This is a genomic window from Burkholderia multivorans ATCC BAA-247 (assembly GCF_000959525.1).
Taxonomy (GTDB): Bacteria; Pseudomonadota; Gammaproteobacteria; order Burkholderiales; family Burkholderiaceae; genus Burkholderia; species Burkholderia multivorans.
This window is the reverse complement of sequence record NZ_CP009831.1, coordinates 37,437-62,262: the sequence shown is the minus strand read 5'-3', so window position 1 is coordinate 62,262 and position 24,826 is coordinate 37,437. Positions and strand designations below refer to the sequence as shown.

The window sequence follows — 24,826 nt, the reverse complement described above, 5'->3', positions numbered from 1 at the left end:
TGGGGCGCATCGTCCGAGGGCGATTCCATCGGAATGACTGAAAGGTAGCTAAAGTCGGCCGAAGAATTGCCGCTAATGCCGGGGCATTGCTCCATCGTCCGCTCTCCAGGAATTCTCCATGTTCGGAAAAATCAAGCTCGCGTCGGGTCTGCTCGGCGTGTTGACCGTGTTCTGCGTCTTTCTGTTCGCGATCGAAGCGCTCGGCTTCTGGGCGCTCGCGTCGACGCGCAGCGGCGTCGACGATCTGTCGAACGTCGCGATCGCGCAGGTCGATTCCGCCAATCAGGCGACGGAACGGCTGCTCGACGCGCGCGTGAACCTGTCGCGCGCCGGCACGCGGATGGTGCGCGGCGGCCCGAAGCCCGACGACATCATTCGCCATGCCAGCGACTCGCTCGTCGAGGCCGACAAGGCGTTTGCCGTGCTGACGTCCGCGCAGCCCGTCGACGACGCGAACCGCGCGCGCGTCGCGGCGCTCGTCGAGCGATATCGCGCGCTGCGCGGCGCGCTCGGGGAACTCGTGCAGTTTCTCGACGCCGACAATATCCAGGCCTTCCTCGATCAGCCGACGCAACGCTTCCAGGACGCGTACGTCGCCGAACTGCGCCGTTTCGCCGACTACGGCGCCGCGTCGAGCCGCAGCGCACTCGACACGATCGACGGCGGCATGCAGTGGTTCAAGTGGGTCGGCATCGTGCTGCTGATCGCGATGCTCGCGACCAGCGCGGCGATCTACGCGGCCGCGCGACGTGCGGTCGTCGCGCCGCTCGACGAGGCGGGCCGGCACTTCGAGCGGATCGCGCAGGGCCGCCTCGACGAAGCGGTGCGCGCGCGCGGCGTGTTCGAAATCGACCGGATGCTGCGCGGCCTCGCGGCGATGCAGGCCAGCATCGCCGATACCGTGCGCACGGTGCGGCAGGCGTCCGATGCGATTCACGTCGGCGCGGGCGAAATCGCGGGGGGCAACGCGGACTTGTCCGCGCGTACCGGCACGCAGGCCGCGTCGCTCGAGGAAACCGCGGCGAGCATGGAAGAACTGACCGCGACGGTCCGGCAGAACACCGACAGCGCGCGGGCCGCGAGCGCGCTGGCCGACGCGGCGCTCGAAGCGACGAGCCACGGCGGCGGCGTGGTCGACAGCGTGATCGAGCGCATGCGCGGCATCGCGCAAAGTTCGGGCCGGATCGCGGAGATCATTTCGGTGATCGACGGCATCGCGTTCCAGACCAACATCCTCGCGCTCAATGCGGCGGTCGAGGCGGCGCGCGCCGGCGAGCAGGGCCGCGGGTTCGCGGTCGTCGCCGGCGAAGTGCGCTCGCTCGCGCAGCGCAGCGCGCAGTCCGCGAAGGAGATCAAGGCGCTGATCGAGGAATCGGTCGCGCAGATCAACGGCGGCGCGGAACTCGTCGAACGCGCGGGCGACGCGATGCGCACCGTGTCGGAGTCGATCACGCGCGTCGTGCAGACGATGTCCGAGATCACGGCCGCGTCGGTCGAGCAGACGTCCGGCATCGAGCAGGTGAATCAGGCCGTCACGCAGATGGATCAGCTGACGCAGCAGAACGCTGCGCTCGTCGAGGAAGTCGCCGCGGCTGCGGCGTCGCTGAACGAACAGACCGCGCAGCTGATGCGCGCGGTGTCGGTCTTCGAGCTCGGCGACGCGCGCGGGGCGTATGCGCCGCGCATCGCGACGTCGGCCGCCGAGCCGCGTTACGCGCCGGTCGGCAGCGCCGCGTAAGCGGTCGCGAGGTGGTACGGCGTCGTCGACGGCATGTCGGCGCGCGACACCTGGCCGTCGGCCGTCTTGCATTCGAACCAGCCGCGCGGATGCAGGAAGCGCGCGGCGAAGCGCGCGATCTGCGTCGCGAGCGGCGCGGACGCCGGCGTGCCGCCGTGCGTTGCCAACGCGCGCAGGTATTCGGTCTGCGCCCAGATCCGCTGCGTGCCGTCGATGCAGGTGCCTTGTGCGTCGAGCGCCGCGCAGACGCCGCCCGTCTGCGGATCGACGCCGTGTCGTTCCGCGAACGCGAACGCGCGCGTGAGCGCGTCGCGGAGCGTCGTTTGCGCGAGCCGTGCGCCGGCCGCATCGACCAGATAAAACCATTCGAACTGATGGCCGGGCTCGAAACGGTTGTCGGCCGCGCCGAGCGGCAGTTCGGCGATGCAGCCGGTCGCCGGATCGACGAACGTGCGTTCGACGGCCGCTGCGGTGCGTGCCAGCGCATCGTCGAATGCGGTATCGCCGAATGCGTCGGCGGCCGCGAGCCATGCTTCGGTCAGATGCATCAGCGGATTCTGCAGCGCGCCGCTGCCCGACGACGAGAAGTCGGCCGCGCGCGCGGCGTCGAGCAGCGCGTCGCCCGGCTGCGGCGCAAAGCGGTCCTGAATCAGCGCGGCCGTCTCCTCGGCAACCGTGCGCGCGTCGCTGTCGCCCGATGCCGCATACCATGCGGCGCACGCGAAGACGACGAATGCGTGCGTGTACAGATCCTTCGTCGTGTCGAGCGGTGCGCCGTGCGCATCGACGCTGTAGAACCAGCCGCCGTGCTGCGCGTCGCGGAAGCGGCTGCGCAGCGTGTCGAACAGCACGGCCGCGTGCGCGGCATCGCCGGCCTGCGCGAACACGAACAGCTGCCGCGCACAGGCCATCGCGCGATAGCGCGTGACGGGCAGCGGCGCATGCGTGGCCGGATCGACGGCCTCGAACGGCAAACGTAATGTATGGTCGAACCCTGAACCTCGCCAGATCGGCAAGACGACGTGCGCGAAGTGGTGGCGCAATTGGGCGGCCTGGGCGGATGCGGAGTCGGAAACGGACATGGCGGGGTTGTGCGCTGGGATCGATTCGTGTCGGCGCGGCCCGAATCGGCGCGACCGGGCCCAAGGATAAAACATTCCGCGCGGCCGGCACCATAAAAAGGAGATAAATACGATGCTAGGCAACCTTGAACTCGTGATGCGGCTCGTGCTTGCCGCGGCGCTCGGCAGCGTGATCGGCTTCGAGCGCGAACGGCTGTCGTGGGCGGCGGGGCTGCGTACGCACATGCTGGTGTGCGTCGGCTCGGCGCTGATCATGATCGTGTCGGCGTTCGGCTTCGCGGACGTGCTCGGTCGCGAACATGTCGAGCTCGATCCGTCGCGGATGGCCGCGCAGGTCGTGTCGGGGATCGGCTTTCTCGGCGCGGGGTCGATCCTGCTGCGCGGCGAGATCGTGCGCGGGCTGACGACGGCCGCGAGCCTGTGGTCGGTCGCGGCCGTGGGGCTCGCGGTCGGCGGCGGGCTGTACGTCGGGGCGATTGCCGCGACGATCATCATCCTGATCATTCTGGCCGGCCTCAAGCCGCTCGAGCGGCGCTACTTCACGGTGCGGCAGCGGCGCCAGCTCGCGTTGACGGTGCTGGGCGGCACGCTGACCTTCGATTCGCTGCATGCGGCGCTGGGCCCCGATAGCGCGCGCGTGAAGCAGTTCATCGTGCAGCGCGCGGACGAAACCGGCGAACACGACGACGTGCGCATTGCGCTGGCGCGCGTATCGGATCTCGAATTTCGCGCGATTTGCGACAAGCTGCGCGCGCTGCCGGGGGTGACGCGCTTCGACGACGGGCAGGGCGCGTCGGGCGATGAATAAGTGACAGGTCGTGCGACAATGGCCGGCCACCGATTCCGTTCGACATGCGGGTCCGCGCCGCGCGGGCCTCGCTATCCGATTGCCATGACCGAATCCGTTACCACGCCGCGCTCTCGTTCCCGTTCCGACCGTTCTTCGACACGCGCGCGTCAGCGTTCGGCTGCGGCCGCGCCCAGCGTATCGGCGGCTGCCGCGCAGCCGGAGCGCGCGGCAGCCGCCGATGCGGCGCGGGACGAACGCACGCTCGACCTGTTTGGCGATCCAGTGTTCGCGCGGGACGACGATGTGTCGGCTGCGGGTCCGTCGAGTCGCGACGACGATGCACGCGCGAGTGCGCCAACGGCGGAACGCGGCGACGGCTCCGAAGGCGACAGCGCGCGGCAAGCGACGCTCGACGGATTCGAGGCCGAAGCGGCGGTCGCTTCGGTCGCGGGAGCGGACGAGATGACTGCGCCGACGACCGCAGCTCTGCACGAGGAAGACCGCGATGGCATGACGGCAGACGTGCAGAAGAACGCCGTGCATTCCAGCGATGGTGTTGCTGCGAATGAGACGGTCGCAAAAACGACCGAACCGATACCGGCCGCTGAGGCGGGCGCAAACGACGCCGCGGCGAATCGCGATGTCGACGCGCCGGCGGCACACGCCAGTACGCGCGTGCTGGACGACGTTGCGGCATCAGACGTCGCCGCGACGCGCGTGGCCGACGCCGCCGCGCGCAACGACGAAAGCGCGCCTAATGCCGATAACGTCACGCCAGCCGGCGACACGCACGAATCGGCGCAACGCAATCCGGCATCAGTGGTAGACGATGTGCCGGTTGCCGAAGCAATCGCAGAAGCAGGCGTCGCGGCAGCGTCAGCCGCTGCCGACGCCATTCCATCCACGCAGCGCGCCGAAATCGCGGCCGACGCGACGCGCGCCACGCCCGCCGCTCGCCGCCGCTCCGAGCCATCCGCACCGAAGGCCCGCCGCGCGGCTTCGGCATCGGCGCGGCGCGCGACCGACGATGTACCCGAGGAGCCAGTGACGACGGTCGCCGCGACGGCACCGGCCGACCCACAGTCGGCATCGGACACGCGTTCAAGCGCCGAGCGACCCGCGGACGGTTCCGCGACACCAGCGTCCGCAGCGACCTTCGTGACCAAACCGTCAATCGACACGTCGCCCACGGCGCCCGATACGCGCGGCCTCGTCTCGTCCGACCGGCTCGCCGCGTTGCAGGCCGACGTGACGCGGCTGACACATTCGGCCGATCGCGAAAAGCGCCGCGTGAATCGCCTGCTGCTCGCGCTGGCGATCGTCGTGCTGGCGACGCTCGTCGCGCTGATCATGCAAACGCGCCAGATCGCACACCTGAAACAGGACGCGGCCGCGCAGCAACTGCGGATCGACCGGCTGGCGGCCGATTTGTCGACACAACAGGCGAGCGTGATGACGCTGCAGGAGCATCACGAAGCGCTGCTGTCGCAGGTGGATCGACTTCAGCGCGCGGTGTCGCGTGACACCGCTGCGAAACGCGTTCGCCGCGCGCGCTAACGCTTCCGACCCTACCTCGAGAGCCGCGCCACGCAACGAATCGGCCGCGGCGACGCGTGCACACCGCGATACAAAGGTGCGGCAAACTGCTGCGCGCGCTGGCAGAGTCTAGGGAAAACCCTTAGAATACGAAACATCTAAGGGAAAACCCTAGCCTATCTGTCAGGAGTTTCACATGAGCTTCATCTTCGCGCTGCTGCAAAAGATCGACGATCTGTTCGTTTCGCCGCACCTTCCGCTCGACGCGGAATATTCGTACGTGGCCCGTCGTGCGGAAGCAGACCGTGTGCGCCGCTCGCACGCGCCGCTGTGCCTGTACCGTCGCTAATCGACTGATGCATTGATTCGCGGCGCTCGCCGCGTCTGCATGCCGCTGCCGTGCGCTGCGCCGGCGCGATGCGCCCGCTACACTGGGAGTTCGATTCCTCACACGGACGAACGCGCGATGCTGCAGATGCGGCCGATGACGGCCGGCGAATTCCGCGCCTACCGCGCGCGTGCGATCGAAGGCTACGCGCGCGATCTCGTTGCCTCCGGCCAGAACCCGACCGACGACGCCGCGCCGCGTGCGCAGCGCTGCTTCGATACGTTGCTGCCGGACGGCCTGTCGACCCCCGGCCAGACGCTCGTCTCGCTCGTCGATTCGACGAGCGGCGAGACGGTCGGCGACCTCTGGTATGCGATCGTGACGGAAGGGCCGCATCGCACGCTGTTCATCTACGACCTCGATATCGTGCCGTCGCGGCGCCGCCAAGGCTGGGCGACGCGCGTGCTCGAGGCGCTCGAGGCCGAGGCGCGCCGCTATGGCGTGACCGAAATCGGGCTCTCGGTGTTCAATCACAACGTCGCGGCGCGCGCGCTCTATCGCGCGTGCGGCTTCGTGCCGATCACGACGACGCTGATCAAGCCGGTCGTGTCGAGCTAGCCGCGGCGATTCGGGCACGCACTTCGCGTGTCCGATACGCTGCGCTCGATTGCGCGTGCGGGCGCCCGCTCGTGCGCGGCCATCCCTCGCCGCATCACCGCGCGCGTCCTTTCCATCTCCTCAGCAGCAACGCGTTCGTCACGACGCTGACGCTCGAGAACGCCATCGCCGCGCCCGCAATCACGGGATTCAGCCAGCCGAGCGCCGCGAGCGGCACGCCGATCAGGTTGTACACGAAGGCCCAGAACAGGTTCTGCTGAATCTTCCGGTACGTCCGTTTCGAGATGTCGATCGCGTCGGCGACGAGCGCCGGGTCGCCGCGCATCAGCGTGATGCCGGCCGTATGCATCGCGACGTCGGTGCCGGTCGCCATGGCGATCCCGACGTCCGCTGCGGCCAGCGCGGGCGCATCGTTGATTCCGTCGCCGACCATCGCGACCACGCCGCCGTGCTCGCGCTTGAGCGACGCGACGACGCGCGCCTTGTCGTCCGGCAGCACCTGCGCATGCACTTCGCCGATGCCGAGCGCCGCAGCCACGGCCGCCGCGCTGCCGCGATTGTCGCCGGTGACGAGCACGCTCGCGACGTGCCGGTCGGCGAGCGCGGCAATCGCGTCCCGCGCGCCGGGCTTCACGGTATCGCCGAACGCGATCAGCGCGATCGCGGCGCGCGGCGCATCGGCGTGCATCAACCACGAAATCGTGTTGCCCGCGCGCTCGAGCTCGGCCGCGCGCGCGTCGAGCGCGGGCGGCACGACGATGCCGAGCTCGTCGCGCCAGCGCGTGCTGCCGAGCGCGAGCAGTCGGCCGTCGACACGCGCTTCGACGCCGCGTCCGGCCACCGCGCGTGCGTCCGTCGCGACGGGCGCGGCCTGCGCGTTGCGCTGCGCGTCATACGCGGCGACGACTGCGCGCGCGAGCGGATGGTCGCTGTGTCGCTGCACGGCCGCCGCGAGCGCGAGCGCGTCGTCGCGCGGCAGGTCGACCGGGTCGAAAGCCGTGACGGAGGGCTTGCCCTCGGTCAGCGTGCCGGTCTTGTCGAATGCGATCACGGTCGCGCGCTGCGCGAGTTCGAGCGCCTGCGCGTCCTTGATCAGCACGCCGTGCCGCGCGGCGACACCGGTGCCGGCCATGATCGCGGCAGGCGTCGCGAGGCCGAGCGCGCACGGGCACGCGATGACGAGCACGGCAACGGCGTTGAGGATCGCGGTTTCCGCGCCGGCGCCGGCGAGCAGCCAGCCGACGAGCGTCAGCACCGCGATGCCGAGGATCGCCGGCACGAACACGGCACTGACGCGATCGACGAGGCGCTGGATCGGCGCCTTTTCCGCCTGCGCGGATTCGACGAGGCGGATGATGCGCGCGAGCGTCGTTTCCGCGCCGATCGCGGTCGTCTCGACGACGAGCGCGCCTTCGCCGTTGATCGAGCCGGCCGTGACGGCGTCGCCGTCGTCCTTCGGAACGGGCAGGCTTTCGCCCGTGATCAGCGATTCGTCGACATGCGAGCGGCCCGACACGACGCGCCCGTCGACCGGCAGGCGCTCGCCCGGCCGCACGCTGACGATCGTGCCGACACGCACCTGCGCGAGCGGCACGTCGCGCTCGACACCGTTGTCGACGATGCGCGCGCGATCGGGCCGCAGCGCGTTGAGCGCGCGGATCGCATCGGTCGTCTGACGCTTCGCGCGCGCTTCGAGCCACTTGCCGAAACGCACGAGCGTGACGATGACGGCGGACGCCTCGAAGTACAAATGGCCCGGATGCGCCGGGTCGCGCAGCAGCATCCACAGGCTGAGGCCATACGCAGCCGACGTGCCGAGCGCGACCAGCAGGTCCATGTTGCCGGCGCGCGCCTTCACCGCATGCCATGCGGCGCGGTAGAAGCGCGCGCCGAAGCCGAATTGGACGATCGATGCGAGGACGAGCTGCAGCCAGCCGGGCAGCATCGCGTCGATGCCGAGCGGCGCGGCGAGCATCGGCGCGACGAGCGGCGCGCTCAGCACGGCCGACGCGATCACGAGATTGCGCTCGCGCAGTGCTTCCTGACGCTTGCGCGCGTCGCGGTCGGGTGCGGCGGGGATGGACGAAGTGGCGGCCTTCGCGTCGGCTGCGGGTGAGGGCGCTGGCGCGGGTGCCGCGTGGTAGCCGGCGTTCGTGACCGCCGCGATCAGCGCGTCGGCGTCGAGCGGGCCGGCGGCCCGGACCGACGCGCGTTCGGTCGCGAGATTGACCGACGCGTGCGTGACGCCCGGCACTTTCTCCAGCGCCTTTTCGACGCGCGATACGCAGGACGCGCAGGTCATGCCGCCGATGTCGAGGTCGATGCTGTGCGTGGCTTCGCGCTCCGCGGAGGTCGAGCGTGCGGGCGACGGAGCCGATTCGACGGGCGTCGCACGATAGCCGGCCTGTTCGACCGCTTCGGCGAGCCGCGCGGCGGAAACGTCGGCGGACGCTTCGACGGTCGCGCGTTCGGTTGCGAGGTTGACGGACGCATGCGTGACGCCTGGCACCTTCGCCAACGCCTTTTCGACACGCGATACGCAGGATGCGCAGGTCATTCCATCGATGTCGAGTTCGACGCTGTGCGCAGCTTTATGGTCGATCGGTTGGGACGTTGCGGCCGATGGAGCTGGTTCGACGGGCGTAGCCTGATAGCCGGCCTGTTCGACCGCTTCGACGAGCCGCGCGGCGGAAACGTCGGCGGACGCTTCGACGGTCGCGCGTTCGGTTGCGAGGTTGACCGACGCATGCGTGACGCCTGGCACCTTCGCCAACGCCTTTTCGACACGCGATACGCAGGATGCGCAGGTCATTCCATCGATGTCGAGTTCGACGCTGTGCGCAGCTTTATGGTCGATCGGTTGGGATGTCACGGCCGCCGGAGCCGATTCGATGAGCGTCGCGCGATAGCCTGCCTGTTCGACTGCCTCGACGAGCCGCGCGGCGGAAACCTCGGCGGACGCTTCGACGGTCGCGCGTTCGGCTGCGAGGTTGACCGACGCGTGCGTGACGCCTGCCACCTTCGCCAAGGCCTTTTCGACACGCGATACGCAGGATGCGCAGGTCATTCCATCGATGTCGAGTTCGACGCTGTGCGCAGCTTTATGGTCGATCGGTTGGGATGTCACGGCCGCCGGAGCCGATTCGATGAGCGTCGCGCGATAGCCTGCCTGTTCGACTGCCTCGACGAGCCGCGCGGCGGAAACCTCGGCGGACGCTTCGACGGTCGCGCGTTCGGCTGCGAGGTTGACCGACGCGTGCGTGACGCCTGCCACCTTCGCCAAGGCCTTTTCGACACGCGACACACAGGACGCACACGTCATCCCGTCAATGTCGAGCAAGACCGTCGCCGCCGCCCCGGGTCGCGCATCTTGCTTCGCCTGCGCCGCCATCGCATCGCTTCCCGCGACGGCGTCGCGCACGGTCGCGCGATAACCCGCGGCGCCGACCGCATCGACGAGCCGCGCCGGCTCCACAGTCTCGCGAGCGGTAATCGTGGCCGCCTGCCGCTCCAGGTCGACCGTCGCGTCGACGACGCCCGGCACGCCGCCCAGCGCGCGCTGCACCCGTCCGGTGCAGCCGCCGCAGTGCATGCCGTCGACACCCAGTTCGATCGTATGCAGCGACGCGGATGCGAGTGATTCAGTCATTCGGATTCCCCCAAGGCGCGGTTCGTCGCGCGATTGGTTCCCAGTATCAACATTCCCATGATGGGAAGGTCAAGCATCGGCGACGACGCGTTGCCTCACGGGGCAACCACGGGGCAACCGCGGGGGCACGCGCCGGGCCAGCGCACCCGGCTCGCCCGGAATCGACGCCGCCCGATGCATGCCGCGCGGCCCGCGAGCCGATTCCACGCGGCCGCGCCGACACCGCGGCTACTGTCCAATGTGTCTTCGGGCATATTGGGGGATGCCCTTAGGCGCTATGATACCGGCCTGACACCCGCGCGCCGTGCCGACCAGCGGCCGTCCGCGCGCGCCGGCGTCGCTCACGCGCCGTTCGCGAACCGAACATGGCGTTGACGGAAAAGAACGATATTCGGCCAGTAATCGATGATTGAACACCTTCGAGAATCCCTTTCTCTGCGGCGCGCGTGCGCGTCGCTCGCCATGGCGGCGCTGCTCGCGGGATGCGCGTCGCAACCGGACGCGATCCAGCGCAAGACGGGCTGGATGCGTACGGAAGTCGCCGATTCCTATGTCTATGCGTATCCGCTCGTGCTGATGGACGTCGCGAAAGACGCCGCGACAGGCGGCGACGGCGCGCAACCCGGCCAGGCGCCGCTGAACACGCTGCGTCACGCGCAGGCGCTGCCGCCGGTCGGTGCGGTGAATCCGCCGCTGCCGGGCGTCGATACGCTCGACTCGACCGGCTGGCTCGACGTCGCGGCCGAGCCGGTGATCGTCACGCTGCCCGACACGCGCGGCCGGTACTGGGATGCGCGCGCGCTCGACATGTGGACCAACGTGCTGTGGTCGGCCTCGAGCGCGGCGGCGCGCGGCGGCCGCCGGTCGCAAACGATTGCCTTCGTCGCGAAGGACTGGCAGGGCACGCTGCCGAAGGGTGCGGTGCGGGTCGACGTGCCGACGCGCTATGCGTGGCTCGAAGTACGACTGCAGACGAGCGGCGGACGCGACCTCACGGCCGTGAAGAAACTGCAGCGCGCGATGCGCATCGTGCCGCTGTCGGTCTACACGGGCGACGCGCGCGGCGCCTCGGTCGCCGTTCATACGGGCAGTGCACCGGCCGACGCGCTGACGGGCGGCACGCCGGCCGAACAGGTCGCCGCGCTCGATCCGAAGGCGTTCTTCACGCGCTTTGCGCGTGCGCTGCAGGACAACCCGGCGCCGGACGACGATCCGCACGCGCAGCAGCTGCTCGACGACATCGGCGTGTCGGCCGGCAATCCGGTGCAGTGGACGGGCGACCGGCTGACGGCCGCGACGGCCGGCGTCGACGAGGGGCGCGCGCGGCTCACGGCGCCGCCGCCGAATCTGCTGAGCGCGAACGGCTGGAGCTGGATCGGCGATACGGCCGGCAAGTACGGGCAGGACTATGCGCTGCGCGCGTATGCGGCCTATACGCAGTTCGGCACCGCGACGCGCGACGACGAGACGATCGCGATCGTCCGCGTCGACAGCGACGGCCAGCCGCTGAACGGCGCGAACCGCTACGTGCTGCATTTCGCGCCGGGCGCATTGCCGCCGGTGCGCGGCTTCTGGACGCTCACGCCGTACACGCCGGGCGGCGCGCTGCCCGACGTCGGCTCCGCGCGCCGTTCGCTCGGCGATCGCGACCGGCTGCGCCGCAACCACGACGGATCGGTCGACATCGTCGTGTCGGCGGTGCCGGGCGGCGCGCGCGCGGCGAACTGGCTGCCCGCGCCGCGCGCCGATTTCGCGCTCGCGCTGCGGCTGTATGCGCCGAAGCCGCAGGCCACCGACGGATCGTGGATGCCGCCGGCCGTCGTGCGCAAGTGAACGAGCGGACGCCGCCGCGGTCCCATACGGCCCGCGGCGGGCGCACGCATGCGCGTCCCGTCATCCTCTGAGCCTATACTCTCGGAACAACAGGCTCGGGCGCGCCGGATTCCGGCGCGACCCGGTATCCGTTTCCGAGGCATTCCAGCATGGCAAGCCCAGATAAAGAAATCCCTTCCACGACCCTCCATGCCCTCGGCGGCGTCGCCCGCTCGCGCCGCACGCGACGCATCGGCCTCGGTATCCTGATCTTCCTCGTGTTGTTCGGCCTGCTGGGATTCTTCGCGGCGCCGCCGCTGATCCGCCATATCGCTGAACAGCAACTGAGCAAGCAGCTCGACCGGCCCGCGACGATCCGGCGCATCGCGCTGAACCCGTACACGCTGAACCTCGAAGCCGACAGCATCCATGTCGGCGAGCACGGCGGACAGGGCGACTTCATCGACATTGCGAAGCTCGTCGTGCGGCCGTCGTGGACGTCGCTGTTTCGCGGTGCGCCGATCGTCAACGAGATCCGCCTCGATTCGCCGCGCTTTCGCATCGTCCGCTACGACGCGCAGCGCTTCAACTTCACCGACCTGATCGAGAAGTTCTCGACGCCGTCGAAGCCCGACAGCAAGCCGACGCTGTTCTCCGTGTCGAACATCCAGATCAACAACGGCCGGATCGATTTCGACGATCGGCTGCTGAACGAAAAGCACGTCGTCGACGAGTGGACGCTCGGCGTGCCGTATATCGCGACGCTGCCGTCGAAGACCGACATCTTCGTCGAACCGAAGCTGCGGATGCGGTTCGACGGCAGCCCGATCGCGATCGACGGCAAGACGAAGCCGTTCGCGCAGTCGCGCGAATCGGAAATCGCGCTGAAGTTCGATCGGCTCGACGTGCCGAAGCTGATCTCGTACGTCCCCGCGAAGTTGCCGGTCGCCGTGACGAGCGGCCTGCTGAGCAGCGATCTCTCGGTCAACTTCGTGATGAGCGGCGATACGCCCGCGCTGCGCGTGTCCGGCACGGTCGACCTGACCGACGCGAAGGTCACGGGCCCGGCGTCCGAGCCGCTGTTCGCCGCGCGCGGCGTGCACGTCGCGGCGGCCGGCCTCGAGCCGTTGCGCAATGCGATGCACTTCGACGAAATCCGGCTCGACCGGCCCGTGATCGACCTGTCGCGCGACAAGCAGGGCGTGCTGAACGTCGAAAAGCTCGCGGGCTCGCCGGCCGCCGCGCCGAAGGCGGCATCGGCCGCTGCCAACGGCGCCTCGCGCGCGGCGGCCGCCGCCGCGAGCACGCCCGCGGCGAGCGGCGCGCAGGCCGCGGACACGAAGACGCCGCCGCTCGACCTGACGATTCGTCATGTCGCGATCGGCGGCGGCACGGTGAACCTCGACGACCGCGTTCCCGCGACGCCGACCGCGCTGGCGCTGACGAAGCTCGCCGCGACGCTCGACGGTTTCGCGCTGCAACGCAAGACGCCCGCGAAATACACGCTGTCGACATCGCTGTCGCGCGGCGGCGACCTGAAGGCCGAAGGCACGGTCGACGTCGCGGCGAAGCAGGTCGACACGAAGCTCGTCGTCGATGCGCTCGCGCTCGCGCCGTTGCAGCCGTATCTCGGCGAGGCGACGCGCGCGCGCGTGCTCGACGGCGCGCTCGGCGCGACGATCAACGCGAAGGCCGACTGGGGCAAGACGCCGCTCGACGCGCAGGTCGCCGACAGCGAACTGAGCCTGAAGTCGCTGAAGCTCGCGACGCCCGATGCGAAGGCGCCGGCGATCGTGCTGCCCGACGCGCGCGCGAAGATCGCGAAGGTCGACGTGGCCGCGCGCACCGCCGAGATTGCGAGCGTCGACGCGCACGGGCTCGCGCTCGACGTGAAGCGTCTGAAGAACGGCAACATCGATCTCGCGGCGTTCGCGAGCCCCGCGCAGCCGGCGGTGCCGCAGCGCACGGTCGCGCGCAAGGCGCAGGCCGCCGCGCCGTCGTGGCACTACCGGATCGATGCGCTGAACGTGAAGGAGGCATCCGCGAACTTCACCGATCTGTCGACGCCGCGTCCGGTGAAGCTCGCGATCAAGCCGCTCGATCTGTCGGTGCAGAAGCTCGGCGACGACATGACGAAGCCGCTGCCCGTGCAGCTGAAGGCGACGCTGAATCGCAAGGGTTCGCTGAACGTCACGGGCGACGTGACCGCGCAGCCGCTGAAGATCGCGCTGAAGATCGACGGCAACCGCGTCGATGCGGCCGCGTTCGAGCCGTATTTCGGCAGCGCGTTGAACGCGACGATCGCGAGCGCGCTGCTCAACGCGCAGGGCAACCTGACGTTCGCGCAGGCGAAGGACACGATGCGCGCGGCCTATCGCGGCAACGTCGCGCTCGTCGACGTGCGGATGCTCGACAAGGCGACGTCCGATCCGTTCGCCGGCTGGCGCTCGCTCGCGCTGACGAACCTGAAGGCGAACTACGACGACAAGGGCACCGACGTCGACGCCGCACGCGTCACGTTCTCGAACTTCTACGGCCGCGTGCTGCTCGATGCGCAAGGGCGCCTGAACCTGAACGACATCGTCGCGAAGGAGACGGGCCCCGCGCAGTCGCTCACGCGCGATGCGAGCAAGAGCGAGCCGGTGCCGCTGTCGCCGGGCGTCACGCCGCCGGCCGCGGCGCAGGCCGCCTCGGCCGCGGCCGCGCAGCAGGCGTCGGCGCCGGCCGCCGCGTCGGCGACGGTGGTGGTCAAGGCGGCGCCCGCGCCGCAGCGTCCGGTGCGCATGCATTTCGGCGAGCTCGTGCTGCAGAACGGCCGTGTCACGTACACGGACAACTTCATCAAGCCGAACTACACGGCGAACCTCGTCGCGATCAAGGGGACCGTCGGGGCGTTCGGCACCGATTCGACGACGTCCGCGCCGGTCGACGTTGCCGCGAACCTCGCCGGCAACGGGCCGATCTCGATCAAGGGCTCGGTGAACCCGCTGATCGACAAGCCGGCGCTGGATCTCACGGCGACCGCCCACGACATCGAGCTGACCAACCTCACGCCGTATTCGGCGAAGTACGCGGGCTACCCGATCACGAAGGGCAAGCTCAACGTCGACCTGCACTACCAGCTCGCCAACGACCAGCTGAAGGCGAACAACCACATCTTCATCGACCAGCTGACGTTCGGCGACCACATCGACAACGACACCGCGACGAAGCTGCCGGTGAAGCTCGCGATCTCGCTGCTGAAGAACACGCGCGGCGAGATCGACGTGAACCTGCCGGTGTCCGGATCGCTGTCGAATCCCGAGTTCAGCGTCGGCGGGCTGATCTGGCGCGCGCTGCTGAACCTGATCGCGAAGGCCGTCACGTCGCCGTTCTCGCTGCTCGCGCATGCGTTCGGCAGCGGCGGCGAGGATCTCGGCTACGTCGAGTTCGCACCCGGCTCCGCGGTGCTGACCGATGCGCAGCAGAAGAAGCTCGACACGGTCGTGAAGATGCTGACCGAGAAGCCGTCGATCCGGCTCGACCTGATCGGCCGCGTCGATGCCGACAAGGACACGCCGGGGCTGCGCACCGCGTATGTCGACCGGCTCGTTCGTCAGCAGAAGCTGAAGGACGTCGTCGGGCAGGGCGAGAGCATCGACCCGATGACGGTGAACGTCGAGCCCGGCGAATACGACAAGTATCTGACGCGTGCCTACAAGGCGGCCGATTTCAAGAAGCCGCGCAACCTGATCGGCCTGCAGAAGACGCTGCCCGAAGCGGACATGAAAAAGGCGCTCGCCGAGCACGCACCGGCGGACGACAATGCGCTGCGCGCGCTCGCGCAGCAGCGCGCGCAGGCGGTGCGTCAGTATCTCGACGGCAAGATCGACGCGAAGCGCGTGTTCGTCGTCGCGCCGAAGCTCGATGCGAAGGGCATCGAGGACAAGGGCGCCACGACGCGCGTCGACTTCGGGCTGCAGTAAGCGTGCCGCTGCGCGGCCGCGTCGGCTTCTTCCGACGCGGTCGCGCGCATCGATCGGTCGTGCGCCGCGCGCGGCCCTAGCGCAGCGCGACCGTCGGCTCGCGCCGTTCCAGTTCCTTTCGCGCGCTCAGCGGCAGACGCGCATCGTCCCACTGCGCGATCCACTCGACTTCCTTCGCGGTAAATACCTGGCCGTAGTTGCGCAACGCGTACTGCAACGCGTCGACGACGTGATGGCGAATGATCTCGGGCGTGCGCGGGTCGTCGAGCACGAACCGCAATGCTTCCAGGGTCGACATTGTCGGGCTCCGAATCAGGGAAAACCCTTTATCACACGCCAATACTGGCGTGCCAACCGGACAAAAATCCCGGGGGCGCGGCGCGTGGTCGCGCCGCCACGTCGTGGCGTTGCGATTCGTTACGTTTGATAGAGAACAGAAAGCCGTACTTCATCGGACCGCCGCAGAGCGCGGCGATATTTGGCGCGCCTGACGGCAAGTCACGCGGTCCAACGATCAATCGATGAGGTGGGGTGATGAGGTCTTTCTTCGGCAAACAGCGACATATCGCAGTGATGGTGGCCGGCGCGCTCGCGTTGGCAAGTGTGGGCGCGCACGCCCGGCAGGACGGCGCAGCCGGCGACTCGGCACACGGGCGCCGCGTCGTGAAGCACGTGCTGCTGCTCAGCATCGACGGCCTGCACGAGCAGGATCTCGCGCGCTGCATCGGCGCGAACACGTGCCCGAACCTCGCGGTGCTCGCGCAGAGCGGCGTCACCTATACGAATGCGTACACGCCCGGGCTGTCCGATTCGTTTCCGGGGCTCGCGGCGCTCGTGACCGGCGGCTCGCCGAAGACGGCCGGCCTGTTCTACGACGTGTCGTACGATCGCAACCTCTACGCGCCGAGCGACACGACCTGCTCGGGCAAGCAGGGCTGGAACGTCGTGTTCGACGAGACGACCGGCATCGACGCGCAGAACGGCGGCGCGCTCGTGCATCTCGACGGCGGCGGTGCATTCAATCCGCAGGCGATTCCGCACGCACGCGTGAACGGCCGCTGCGTGCCGGTCTATCCGCACGACTACGTGAAGACGAACACGGTGTTCGAGGCCGTGAAGGCCGCGGTGCCGAACGCGCGCACCGCGTGGGCCGACAAGCACGCGTGGGGCTACGACTGGCTGAACGGCCCGTCGGGCACGGGCGTCGACGATCTCGCGCGCACCGAGATCAACTCGATCGATCCGGCGACGGGCACCGACTACACCGACGTCTATTCGCATACGGCGCGCTTCGACAATTTGCACGTGCAGGCGCTGATCAACCAGATCGACGGCCGCGATTCGACGGGCACGAAGAACGCGCCGGTGCCGACGCTGTTCGGCGCGAACTTCCAGACGCTGAGCGTCGCGCAGAAGGCGCCGGTCGCGGCCGGCGGCGGCTATCTCGACGCGAACTTCACGCCGAACGGGCAGGTTGCGAACGCGATCACGTACGTGGACGATGCGATCGGCCGCATCGTCGGCGCGCTGAAGCAGCACAACCTCTACACGTCGACGGCCGTGATCGTGACGGCGAAGCACGGGCAGTCGCCGACCGATCGCACGAAGCTCGTGAAGCACGGCGATACGCTGACGAAGCTGCTCGAGGCGAACGGCTATCTCGATCCGAACGGCAACTTCGGCCAGAACAACACGAAGACGGGCAACCCGAACGACGGATCGGGTCTCGCCGGCACCGGCTTCGTGCAGACGGACGACGTCGGGCTGATCTGGCTGCGCGACCGCAGCCAGCGTACGGCGGTGGTGCAGACGCTGAACGCGAATCTCGGCTGCAACGCGCCCGGCATCTGCGCGGACGGCCCGCAGGCCTATGTGCTGTACGGCGCGGCGCTGGCCGAGCGGTTCGGCGATCCGGCGAACGGCCGTACGCCCGACATCATCGTCCAGCCGAACCCGGGCGTGATCTACACGTCGAGCACGAAGAAGGATGAAGAGCATGGCGGCAACGCGCCGGACGACAGCCATCTGGGCCTGCTCGTATCGTATCCGGGCCTGCATCGCGCGCGTACGGTGAGCGACGTGGTGGGCACGACGCAGGTCGCGCCGACGATTCTGGCGCTGCTCGGCGTCGAGCCGCGGCTGCTGCAGGCGGTCGTGGCCGAGAACACGCGCGTGCTCCCGGGGCTCGGCATCGAGCGTTGAGCGCGGCGGCGGTCCATCGCGTGTCGACGGCGGTGCGCGGGTTGAATTCCATCGCATGCACCGGCATATTCGTTGCGGATTGCCCGTTCAACGAAACGTATCGCGAGGACCGCTCATGCGTCTGCTGCTTGCCCTGTTGTTGCCGTGGTTTCAGTTTTTCACGATCGGTCGTCCGATCGCCGGGATTATCTGCCTGATCCTGCAGATCACGATCATCGGCTGGCTGCCGGCGGCGATCTGGTCGGTGTATGCGCTGAGCCAGTACAAGACCGATCGCAAGATCGAAGCGGCGCTGCGCGAACGACGCTAGGCGGAAACGGCGCGGCGCCGCGACTCGTGCGGCGCCGCCGTAAGCGGCGAACCGGCAAAATCGGCCGCCCAAGGAGAAACGGCCGCTTAGATCGAGCGACGATCGAAGCGGCCGTTTTCATTTCACCGCGAACAGCGTCAGATTCATGAAGATCTTGAAGGCATAGCCGAGCGTGACGGCGCCGATCACGCCGCCGGCCCACAGTACGACGAACCACATCCAGCCGCGCATCCGCGGGCGCCGCGCATCGGGCCGACCGTCGGCGCGATCAGTGGTGGTAGTAATGCTGGTCTTCATGGCGCACCTTGCCTCGGAATACCCAGTAACCCATCGTCGTGTAGGCGATGATGATCGGCAGGATAACTGCTGCGCCGACCAGCGTGAAGGTCTGGCTCGAATGCGGCGCCGCCGCTTCCCAGATCGTCATCGTCTGCGGAATCGCATAAGGGAACAGCGTGACGAGCAGCCCGACGTAGCCGAGCAGCACCAGCGCGAGTGCGAGCACGAACGGCGTCATGTCATGCCGGGCGCGCACCGCGCGGCGCATCCACACCGCGCAGCCGGCGACGAGGAACGGCACCGGCAGCAGCCGCCAGAACAGCCCCGTATCGAACCAGCGCTGCGCGATGGCCGGATCCTGCAGCGGCGTCCAGAGGCTGACGATCGCGATGAAGGCGAGCAGTACGACGGTCAGCGGCCACACGACGCGATGCAGCCGGCGCTGCAGGTCGCCCTCGGTCTTCGCGACGAGCCAGCAGCAGCCGAGCAGCGCGTAGGTCGCGATCAGGCCGAGGCCCGTCAGCAGGCTGAACGGCGTCAGCCAGTCGAACGCGTCGCCGGCGAACACGCCGTCCTTCACGTCGATGCCCTGCAGGAACGCACCGAGCGCGACACCCTGGAAGAACGTCGCGCCGGCCGAGCCGCCGATGAACGCGAGATCCCACAGCTGCTTCGTGCGCCGTGCCTTCGCGCGCAGTTCGAACGACACGCCGCGGAAGATCAGGCAGACGAGCATGAAGATCAGCGGCAGATAGAGCGCAGACAGCACGGTCGAATAGACGACTGGGAACACGGCGAACAGCCCGGCGCCGCCGAGCACGAGCCACGTTTCGTTGCCGTCCCACACGGGCGCGACCGTGTTCATCATCAGGTCGCGTTCCTTCTCGTCCGGGAAGAACGGGAAGACGATGCCGATGCCGAGGTCGAAGCCGTCGAGCACGACGTACATGAAGAGCCCCAATGCGATGATCGCGGCCCAGATTACAGTGACGTCCATAGTTTTCTCGTATGCGGATGGGGTGGCGGGTCAGACGGTCTCGAGCGGTTCGTCGACGGCCGACATCGGGCGGCGCGCGGTGTGATCGCGGCGCGTGTCGGGGGTGTCGTCGTGCTTCGCGTCGGGCAGCGCGGGCCCGGCCTTCATCAGCTTCAGCATGTAGTAGACGCCGGTGCCGAACACGAGGAAGTACACGATCACGAACGTCATCATCGACACGCTGACCTGCTGCACCGTCAGCGGCGACACCGCATGCGCGGTGCGCATCACGCCGTACACGACCCACGGCTGACGGCCCGCTTCGGTCGTCACCCAGCCGGCGAGCAGCGACACGAAGCCGGCCGGGCCCATCACGAGCGCGAAGCGCTGCAGCAGCTTCGACTCATACAGGCGGCCGCGGCGGCGCAGGAACCACGCGAGCACGGCGAGGCCGATCATCGCGAAGCCGAGGCCGACCATGATCCGGAAGCTCCAGAACACGAGCGTCGAATTCGGACGGTCTTCCGGCGGGAATTCCTTCAGCCCGCGAATCTCGCCGTCCCAGCTATGCGTGAGGATCAGGCTGCCGAGATGCGGCACCTTGACGGCGTAGCGTGTCGTCTCGGCCTTCATGTCCGGAATGCCGAACAGGTTCAGCGCGGTGCCGCCCTTCTCGGTTTCCCACAGCCCTTCGATCGCGGCGATCTTCGCCGGCTGATGCTTCAGCGTGTTCAGGCCGTGCTGGTCGCCGATGATCGCCTGCACCGGCGCGAGCACGAGCAGCAGCCACAGCGCCATCGAGAACATCTTCTTCACGCTCTTGTCGCGGCGGCCTTTCAGCAGGTGATACGCGCCCGTCGCGGCCACCACCAGCGCGGCGACGATGAACGCGGCGATCGCCATGTGCAGCAGCCGGTACGGGAACGACGGGTTGAAGATGATCGCGAACCAGTCGGTCGGCACGATGCGGCCATCGACGATCTCGAAGCCCTGCGGCGTCTGCATCCAGCTGTTCGACGCGAGGATCCAGAACGTCGAGATCAGCGTGCCGATCGCGACCATCAGCGTCGCGCCGAAGTGCGCGCGCGGGCTCACGCGATTCCAGCCGAACAGCATGATGCCGAGGAAGCCTGCTTCGAGAAAGAATGCGGTCATCACCTCGTACATCAGCAGCGGGCCCGTGACCGATCCGGCGAAGCTCGAGAACCCGGACCAGTTCGTGCCGAACTGATAGCTCATCACCACGCCCGAGACGACGCCCATCCCGAACGCGACGGCGAAGATCTTCGACCAGAACAGGCAGAGCGTCTTGTAGTACGCCTTGCCGGTTTTCAGCCAGCGGTATTCGAGTACGGCGATGAAGCTCGCGAGCCCGATGCTCATGGCCGGAAAGACGATGTGGAAGGAGACGGTGAACGCGAATTGCAGGCGGGCCAGATCGAGGGCCGAAAAAGCGGTGTCCATACCAGTTGACCGAAGCAGACGATACCCGCCGACGGATGCCGGCGGACCCCGGCACAGCGCTGCGGGGTTGGCTGGAGTATCGGACGCGATGTTGCGTCGCGAAATGTGCCAACTCGTCGCAGATGTCCAGCCCGTTGCGCCCGATTCCGGCGTAAATCGTTGATTCGTATCAAGAACGGCGATCGCGGCGCGGGGTGGCCCGGCGTGGCGGTCTGCCGCATGTGCGTCAATATGGCGCGTCGCGGTATTGAACGGTATCGCGGACCGCGAACCACAGTTCCCGCTGCCTGGCGTGCATCGCGTTGCGCGGTGCACGGACTACCGGGTTGCGGCCGACAGCGCCGGGCTATTGCTCGACCGGGCGAGCAACCTGCCCTGTATCGGCGGACTCCGGCGCTCGTTCGCCCCGGTCCGGTCGCGAACAGGCTCGAAAACCATTCCTACCATCATTGGCCTGATTTTCCGGCCGTTTCCGTTTAGCGTCTTCGTCAGGATTTTCCCCTAGCGGACGCTTTCGCGCGTTGCACGCGCCGCCGGGCCGTGATCTCCGCGAAACCCCGCACGACCGCGCCGGCATTGCGTTTCACGCGATTTGCGCGGTTTCGGTGCAGTCCTGCGTGTTCGCCCGTATCGGAATGCATTACCAAAGGTATGGAAAAGCGGACAGAAAATGTATCTGGAGCGACGAAATTGGATTGATACGCTGCATTCACTGTATCAGCGCCGTCAACCACGCAGGAGCGGAATCGAGCCCACGCGCCGGGCGGGCGATCGATGACGATTCGGACGAAGTTCACGGCTTCTCTTTCCAGTTAGTCGGGATGACAGAATGGCTCCAAATCTGACGTTTGCGCCGGGCGACGTACTTGCCCCCGGCGCAGTCCACACCGACGGTGCGCCGTCGATCGTCCGGTCGAGTATCGCGACCGGATCCGACATCCTGACCGTCAAGCATCTGTCGAAGATTTTCGGTCCGAAGCCCGAGCGTGCGATCGAGATGATGAAGCGCGGCGTCGGCCGCAACGAGATCTTCGCGGAAACCGGCCACATGGTGGCGGTGAACGACGTGAGCCTGAGCGTGCGCGCCGGCGAAATCTTCGTGATCATGGGGCTGTCCGGCTCCGGGAAATCGACGCTCGTCCGGCTGCTGAACCGCCTGATCGAGCCGACGTCGGGCCAGGTCGTGCTCGAAGGCCGCGACATCGCGCCGATGTCGACGCCGGAACTGCGCGAAGTGCGGCGCCGGAAGATGGCGATGGTGTTCCAGTCATTCGCTTTGCTGCCGAATCGCTCGGTGCTCGACAACATCGCGTACGGGCTCGAAGTCGCGGGAATCAGGAAGGCGCAGCGCTACGAGGTCGCGCGTGCGGCGCTGGAGCGCGTCGGACTCGGCTCGTACGAGAAGCTGCTGCCGAGCGAGTTGTCCGGGGGCATGCAGCAGCGCGTGGGCCTCGCCCGCGCGCTCGCGGTGAATCCGTCGGTGCTGCTGATGGACGAGGCGTTCTCCGCGCTCGATCCGCTGATCCGCTTCGAAATGCAGAACGAACTGCTGCGCCTGCAGAAGGAAGAGCAGCGCACGATCGTGTTCATCTCCCACGATATCGAGGAAGCCGTCAAGATCGGTGGGCGCATCGGCATCATGAAGGACGGCTGCCTGATCCAGGTCGGCACGCCGGCCGAGCTGATCCAGACGCCCGCCGACAAGTACGTGCAGGACTTCTTCCGCAACGTCGACGTATCGCGCTTCCTGAAGGCGTCGAGCATGATGACGCGGATCGAGCGCGGGCTGCTCCGGTGCGATGCGGGCACGCCGTCCGACCGCTACCTGAACCAGCTGATCGACAGCGGCGCGGAGTGCGGCTACGTATGCGACGAGGCCGGTCGTTACCTCGGCTGTGTCACGCCCGCCACGCTGCACCGTTCCGGCACGCGGCCGATTCGCGACGCGTTCCTGGACGACTTCAACGCGGTGTCGATCGATACGGATCTGCATCGGCTCGCGTCGATCGCGCTGACGCAGCAGCACGACGTGCCGGTGACGGATGCGGCGGGACAACTGGCGGGCGTTGTGTCCTGCCGGACGATACTCAAGCAGATGATGCAACGGAGGGCAGCATGAACGCGTCGGTGATCGGGAAGTTCGCGGAGAATTTCGTCAACTTTTTGTTTCTGCATTTTCGCGGCGGCTTCGACACGTTTTCGGCGGGTCTCGGCGCGGTCGTGAAGCTGCTCGAGGACGGTCTCGCCGCCGTACCGTTCATCGCGATGGTCGTGATCCTGGTGGGCGTCGCGCTGTGGCGCCGCGGCATCGTGTTTTCGGTCTTCGTCGGCCTCGCGCTGTTCGTCATTCACTACATGGGATTGTGGGCGCAGACGGTCTCCACGCTCGCGCTCGTCACCGCGGCGACGTTCTTCAGCCTCGTGATCGGCGTGCCGCTCGGCATCTGGGGCGCGCGCAACAACCGGATCGGCATGATCCTGCGTTCGCTGCTCGACTTCATGCAGACGATGCCCGCGTTCGTCTACCTGATTCCCGCCGTGATCCTGTTCGGGCTCGGGCGCGTGCCTGCGGTGATCGCGACGATCGTGTTCGCGATGCCGCCTGTCGTGCGGCTGACGACGCTCGGCATCCGGCAGGTCCGTGAGGAGCTGATCGAAGCCGGCCGCTCGTTCGGCAGCACCGACTGGCAGCTGCTGTGGAAGATCCAGCTGCCGAACGCGTTGCCGTCGATCATGGCCGGCGTGAACCAGACGATCATGATGGCGCTGTCGATGGTGGTGGTCGCGTCGATGATCGGCGCGGGCGGCCTTGGCGAATACGTGCTGAGCGGGATCCAGCGTCTCGACATCGGGATCGGCTTCGAGGGCGGGCTCGGCGTCGTGCTGCTCGCGATCGTGCTGGACCGCCTGACCGAGAGCTTCGGCGTGAACGCGAAGAAGAAGCTGACGAAGCCGATCGCGCGTGCCGGCAAGGCGGGCCCGCGGGGTGCGGCACGGACCTGACGGATACGGCTGTCGGCAGCAATCGAAGGACGACGAAGCGCCGCGGCCACGGTGCCGCGGCGCAACCGGTGTAGCAGTGCGTGGAGACCGGAAACGCCGATCGAAGGCGTTCCTCACTCGTGAAAGACTCGATCGATTAAAAAAGGAGTACTAGATGAATGCCAAGACGTTCAGGTCGCTTCTGGCGAACCTTGCAGTATCGACAGTGGTTGCCTGCAGCGCAGCTGCAGGGACGGCGTCGGCCGCCGAGCCGGTCAGGATCGCGGTCACCAACTGGGCCGATGTGCTGGCGGTGGCCAACGTCGCGAAGTATGTGCTGGAGACGCAGCTCAAGCAGCCCGTTCAGTTCGTGCAGGCCGACATCGGCATCCAGTACCAGGGCATCGCGCGCGGGGACCTCGACATCATGGTCGGCGGCTGGCTGCCGGTCACGCACGGTGCGTACTACGCGAAGTACAAGAACGACCTGGACGATGTCGGCGTCGTCTACAGCGGCGGCAAGAACGGCTGGGCGGTGCCCGCGTACGTGCCCGAATCGGAGCTGTCGTCGATTGCGGACCTGAACAAGCCGGAAGTCAAGAGCAAGCTGAACGGCACGATCCAGGGCATCGAGCCGGGCGGCGGCCTGATGCAGGCGTCGGAAAAGACCATCAAGGCGTACAACCTGGACGGCTACAACCTCCAGGCGTCGAGCGAGGCCGGCATGCTGGCCAGCGTCTCGCGTGCGTACCAGTCGAAGCAGTGGATCGTCGCGACGGTCTGGAGCCCGCACTGGCTGTTCCAGAAGTGGCCGATGCGTTACCTGAAGGACCCGAAGGGCACGCTGGGCGGTGAAGAGCAGATCCACGCGTTCGCATCGAAGAAGTTCGCGGGCAAGTTCCCGCGCGCTGCCGTGTTCTTCAAGCATCTGAAGCTGACGCTGGCCGATGTCGAGGCGATCGAGTTCGAAGGCAACAGCACGAACGACTACGCGAGCGCCGCGAAGAAGTTCGTCGACGCTCATCCGGACAAGCTGAAGGCCTGGCTGCAGCAGTAAAGCCACGTGCCGGTGGCGCGGGCGACGAGGTCGCGATC

Annotated in this window: 18 protein-coding genes; 12 read left to right on the top strand and 6 right to left on the bottom strand. The window is 67.8% G+C overall.

Annotation, left to right across the window (positions count from 1 at the left end):
- The first annotated feature begins 118 nt into the window (after window positions 1-118).
- A complete protein-coding gene (locus NP80_RS02645) occupies window positions 119-1,738 on the top strand; it encodes a methyl-accepting chemotaxis protein (RefSeq protein ID WP_006407911.1) in 1,620 nt (539 codons plus the stop codon).
- Here NP80_RS02645 and NP80_RS02640 read toward each other — a convergent pair.
- On the bottom strand, window positions 1,711-2,820 hold the full coding sequence (locus tag NP80_RS02640; RefSeq protein ID WP_035947916.1) for an AGE family epimerase/isomerase: 1,110 nt from the start codon (window positions 2,818-2,820) through the stop codon (window positions 1,711-1,713). The two genes, NP80_RS02645 and NP80_RS02640, sit on opposite strands and share 28 nt — an antisense overlap.
- A 112-nt stretch (window positions 2,821-2,932) precedes the next feature.
- Here NP80_RS02640 and NP80_RS02635 point away from each other — a divergent pair, with 112 nt between their 5' ends.
- From NP80_RS02635 to NP80_RS02625, 4 genes are all read left to right on the top strand, one after another.
- The gene (locus NP80_RS02635; RefSeq protein WP_006407913.1) at window positions 2,933-3,628 is read left to right on the top strand and encodes an MgtC/SapB family protein; all 696 of its coding nucleotides are present in this window, start codon (window positions 2,933-2,935) and stop codon (window positions 3,626-3,628) included.
- A gap of 84 nt (window positions 3,629-3,712) precedes the next feature.
- Entirely contained in the window at window positions 3,713-5,167 is a 1,455-nt protein-coding gene (locus NP80_RS02630; protein ID WP_006411466.1) for a hypothetical protein, read from the top strand.
- 175 nt (window positions 5,168-5,342) lie between these two features.
- Window positions 5,343-5,495: a hypothetical protein gene (locus NP80_RS31350; RefSeq protein ID WP_006397347.1), complete on the top strand. Its 153-nt coding sequence runs from the start codon at window positions 5,343-5,345 to the stop codon at window positions 5,493-5,495.
- 117 nt (window positions 5,496-5,612) lie between these two features.
- Window positions 5,613-6,092, top strand: coding sequence for a GNAT family N-acetyltransferase (locus NP80_RS02625; protein ID WP_006407915.1), 480 nt, complete (start codon window positions 5,613-5,615; stop codon window positions 6,090-6,092).
- Window positions 6,093-6,186: 94 nt separating this feature from the next.
- Here NP80_RS02625 and NP80_RS02620 read toward each other — a convergent pair whose 3' ends face one another.
- On the bottom strand, window positions 6,187-9,741 hold the full coding sequence (locus NP80_RS02620) for a heavy metal translocating P-type ATPase (protein WP_080939072.1): 3,555 nt from the start codon (window positions 9,739-9,741) through the stop codon (window positions 6,187-6,189).
- Window positions 9,742-10,146: 405 nt separating this feature from the next.
- Here NP80_RS02620 and NP80_RS02615 point away from each other — a divergent pair, with 405 nt between their 5' ends.
- Both NP80_RS02615 and NP80_RS02610 read left to right on the top strand, forming a co-directional pair.
- Window positions 10,147-11,574: a DUF1254 domain-containing protein gene (locus NP80_RS02615; protein WP_006410955.1), complete on the top strand. Its 1,428-nt coding sequence runs from the start codon at window positions 10,147-10,149 to the stop codon at window positions 11,572-11,574.
- Between the two features lie 149 nt (window positions 11,575-11,723).
- Entirely contained in the window at window positions 11,724-15,518 is a 3,795-nt protein-coding gene (locus tag NP80_RS02610) for a DUF748 domain-containing protein (RefSeq protein ID WP_045593010.1), read from the top strand.
- A gap of 76 nt (window positions 15,519-15,594) precedes the next feature.
- Here the strand turns inward: NP80_RS02610 and NP80_RS02605 are convergent, their stop codons facing one another.
- Window positions 15,595-15,816 (bottom strand): hypothetical protein, encoded by a 222-nt coding sequence (locus NP80_RS02605; protein ID WP_006397340.1) that lies wholly within the window; start codon window positions 15,814-15,816, stop codon window positions 15,595-15,597.
- A 236-nt stretch (window positions 15,817-16,052) separates the two neighbouring features.
- On the opposite strand from NP80_RS02605, the gene NP80_RS02600 reads away from it, so the two are divergent.
- On the top strand, window positions 16,053-17,720 hold the full coding sequence (locus tag NP80_RS02600; RefSeq protein ID WP_035948111.1) for an alkaline phosphatase family protein: 1,668 nt from the start codon (window positions 16,053-16,055) through the stop codon (window positions 17,718-17,720).
- Window positions 17,721-17,835: 115 nt separating this feature from the next.
- Entirely contained in the window at window positions 17,836-18,030 is a 195-nt protein-coding gene (locus NP80_RS02595; protein ID WP_006397338.1) for a YqaE/Pmp3 family membrane protein, read from the top strand.
- A gap of 117 nt (window positions 18,031-18,147) precedes the next feature.
- Here NP80_RS02595 and NP80_RS02590 read toward each other — a convergent pair whose 3' ends face one another.
- The 3 genes from NP80_RS02590 to NP80_RS02580 are packed head-to-tail and all read right to left on the bottom strand — an operon-like array spanning window position 18,148 to window position 20,749.
- Window positions 18,148-18,327, bottom strand: a complete 180-nt coding sequence (locus NP80_RS02590; RefSeq protein WP_012216287.1) for a hypothetical protein — start codon at window positions 18,325-18,327, stop codon at window positions 18,148-18,150.
- A complete protein-coding gene (gene cydB / locus NP80_RS02585; RefSeq protein WP_006406656.1) occupies window positions 18,299-19,306 on the bottom strand; it encodes a cytochrome d ubiquinol oxidase subunit II in 1,008 nt (335 codons plus the stop codon). Before cydB ends, NP80_RS02590 begins: the two co-directional genes overlap by 29 nt.
- Window positions 19,307-19,336: 30 nt before the next feature.
- Window positions 19,337-20,749, bottom strand: coding sequence for a cytochrome ubiquinol oxidase subunit I (locus NP80_RS02580; RefSeq protein WP_006397335.1), 1,413 nt, complete (start codon window positions 20,747-20,749; stop codon window positions 19,337-19,339).
- 829 nt (window positions 20,750-21,578) lie between these two features.
- On the opposite strand from NP80_RS02580, the gene NP80_RS02575 reads away from it, so the two are divergent.
- The 3 genes from NP80_RS02575 (at window position 21,579) to NP80_RS02565 (ending at window position 24,788) form a co-directional block, all read left to right on the top strand.
- Window positions 21,579-22,868, top strand: a complete 1,290-nt coding sequence (locus NP80_RS02575) for a quaternary amine ABC transporter ATP-binding protein (protein WP_006406657.1) — start codon at window positions 21,579-21,581, stop codon at window positions 22,866-22,868.
- On the top strand, window positions 22,865-23,752 hold the full coding sequence (locus NP80_RS02570; RefSeq protein ID WP_006406658.1) for an ABC transporter permease: 888 nt from the start codon (window positions 22,865-22,867) through the stop codon (window positions 23,750-23,752). Before NP80_RS02575 ends, NP80_RS02570 begins: the two co-directional genes overlap by 4 nt.
- 154 nt (window positions 23,753-23,906) lie before the next feature.
- Window positions 23,907-24,788, top strand: coding sequence for a glycine betaine ABC transporter substrate-binding protein (locus NP80_RS02565; RefSeq protein ID WP_006406659.1), 882 nt, complete (start codon window positions 23,907-23,909; stop codon window positions 24,786-24,788).
- The last annotated feature ends 38 nt before the right edge of the window (window positions 24,789-24,826 follow it).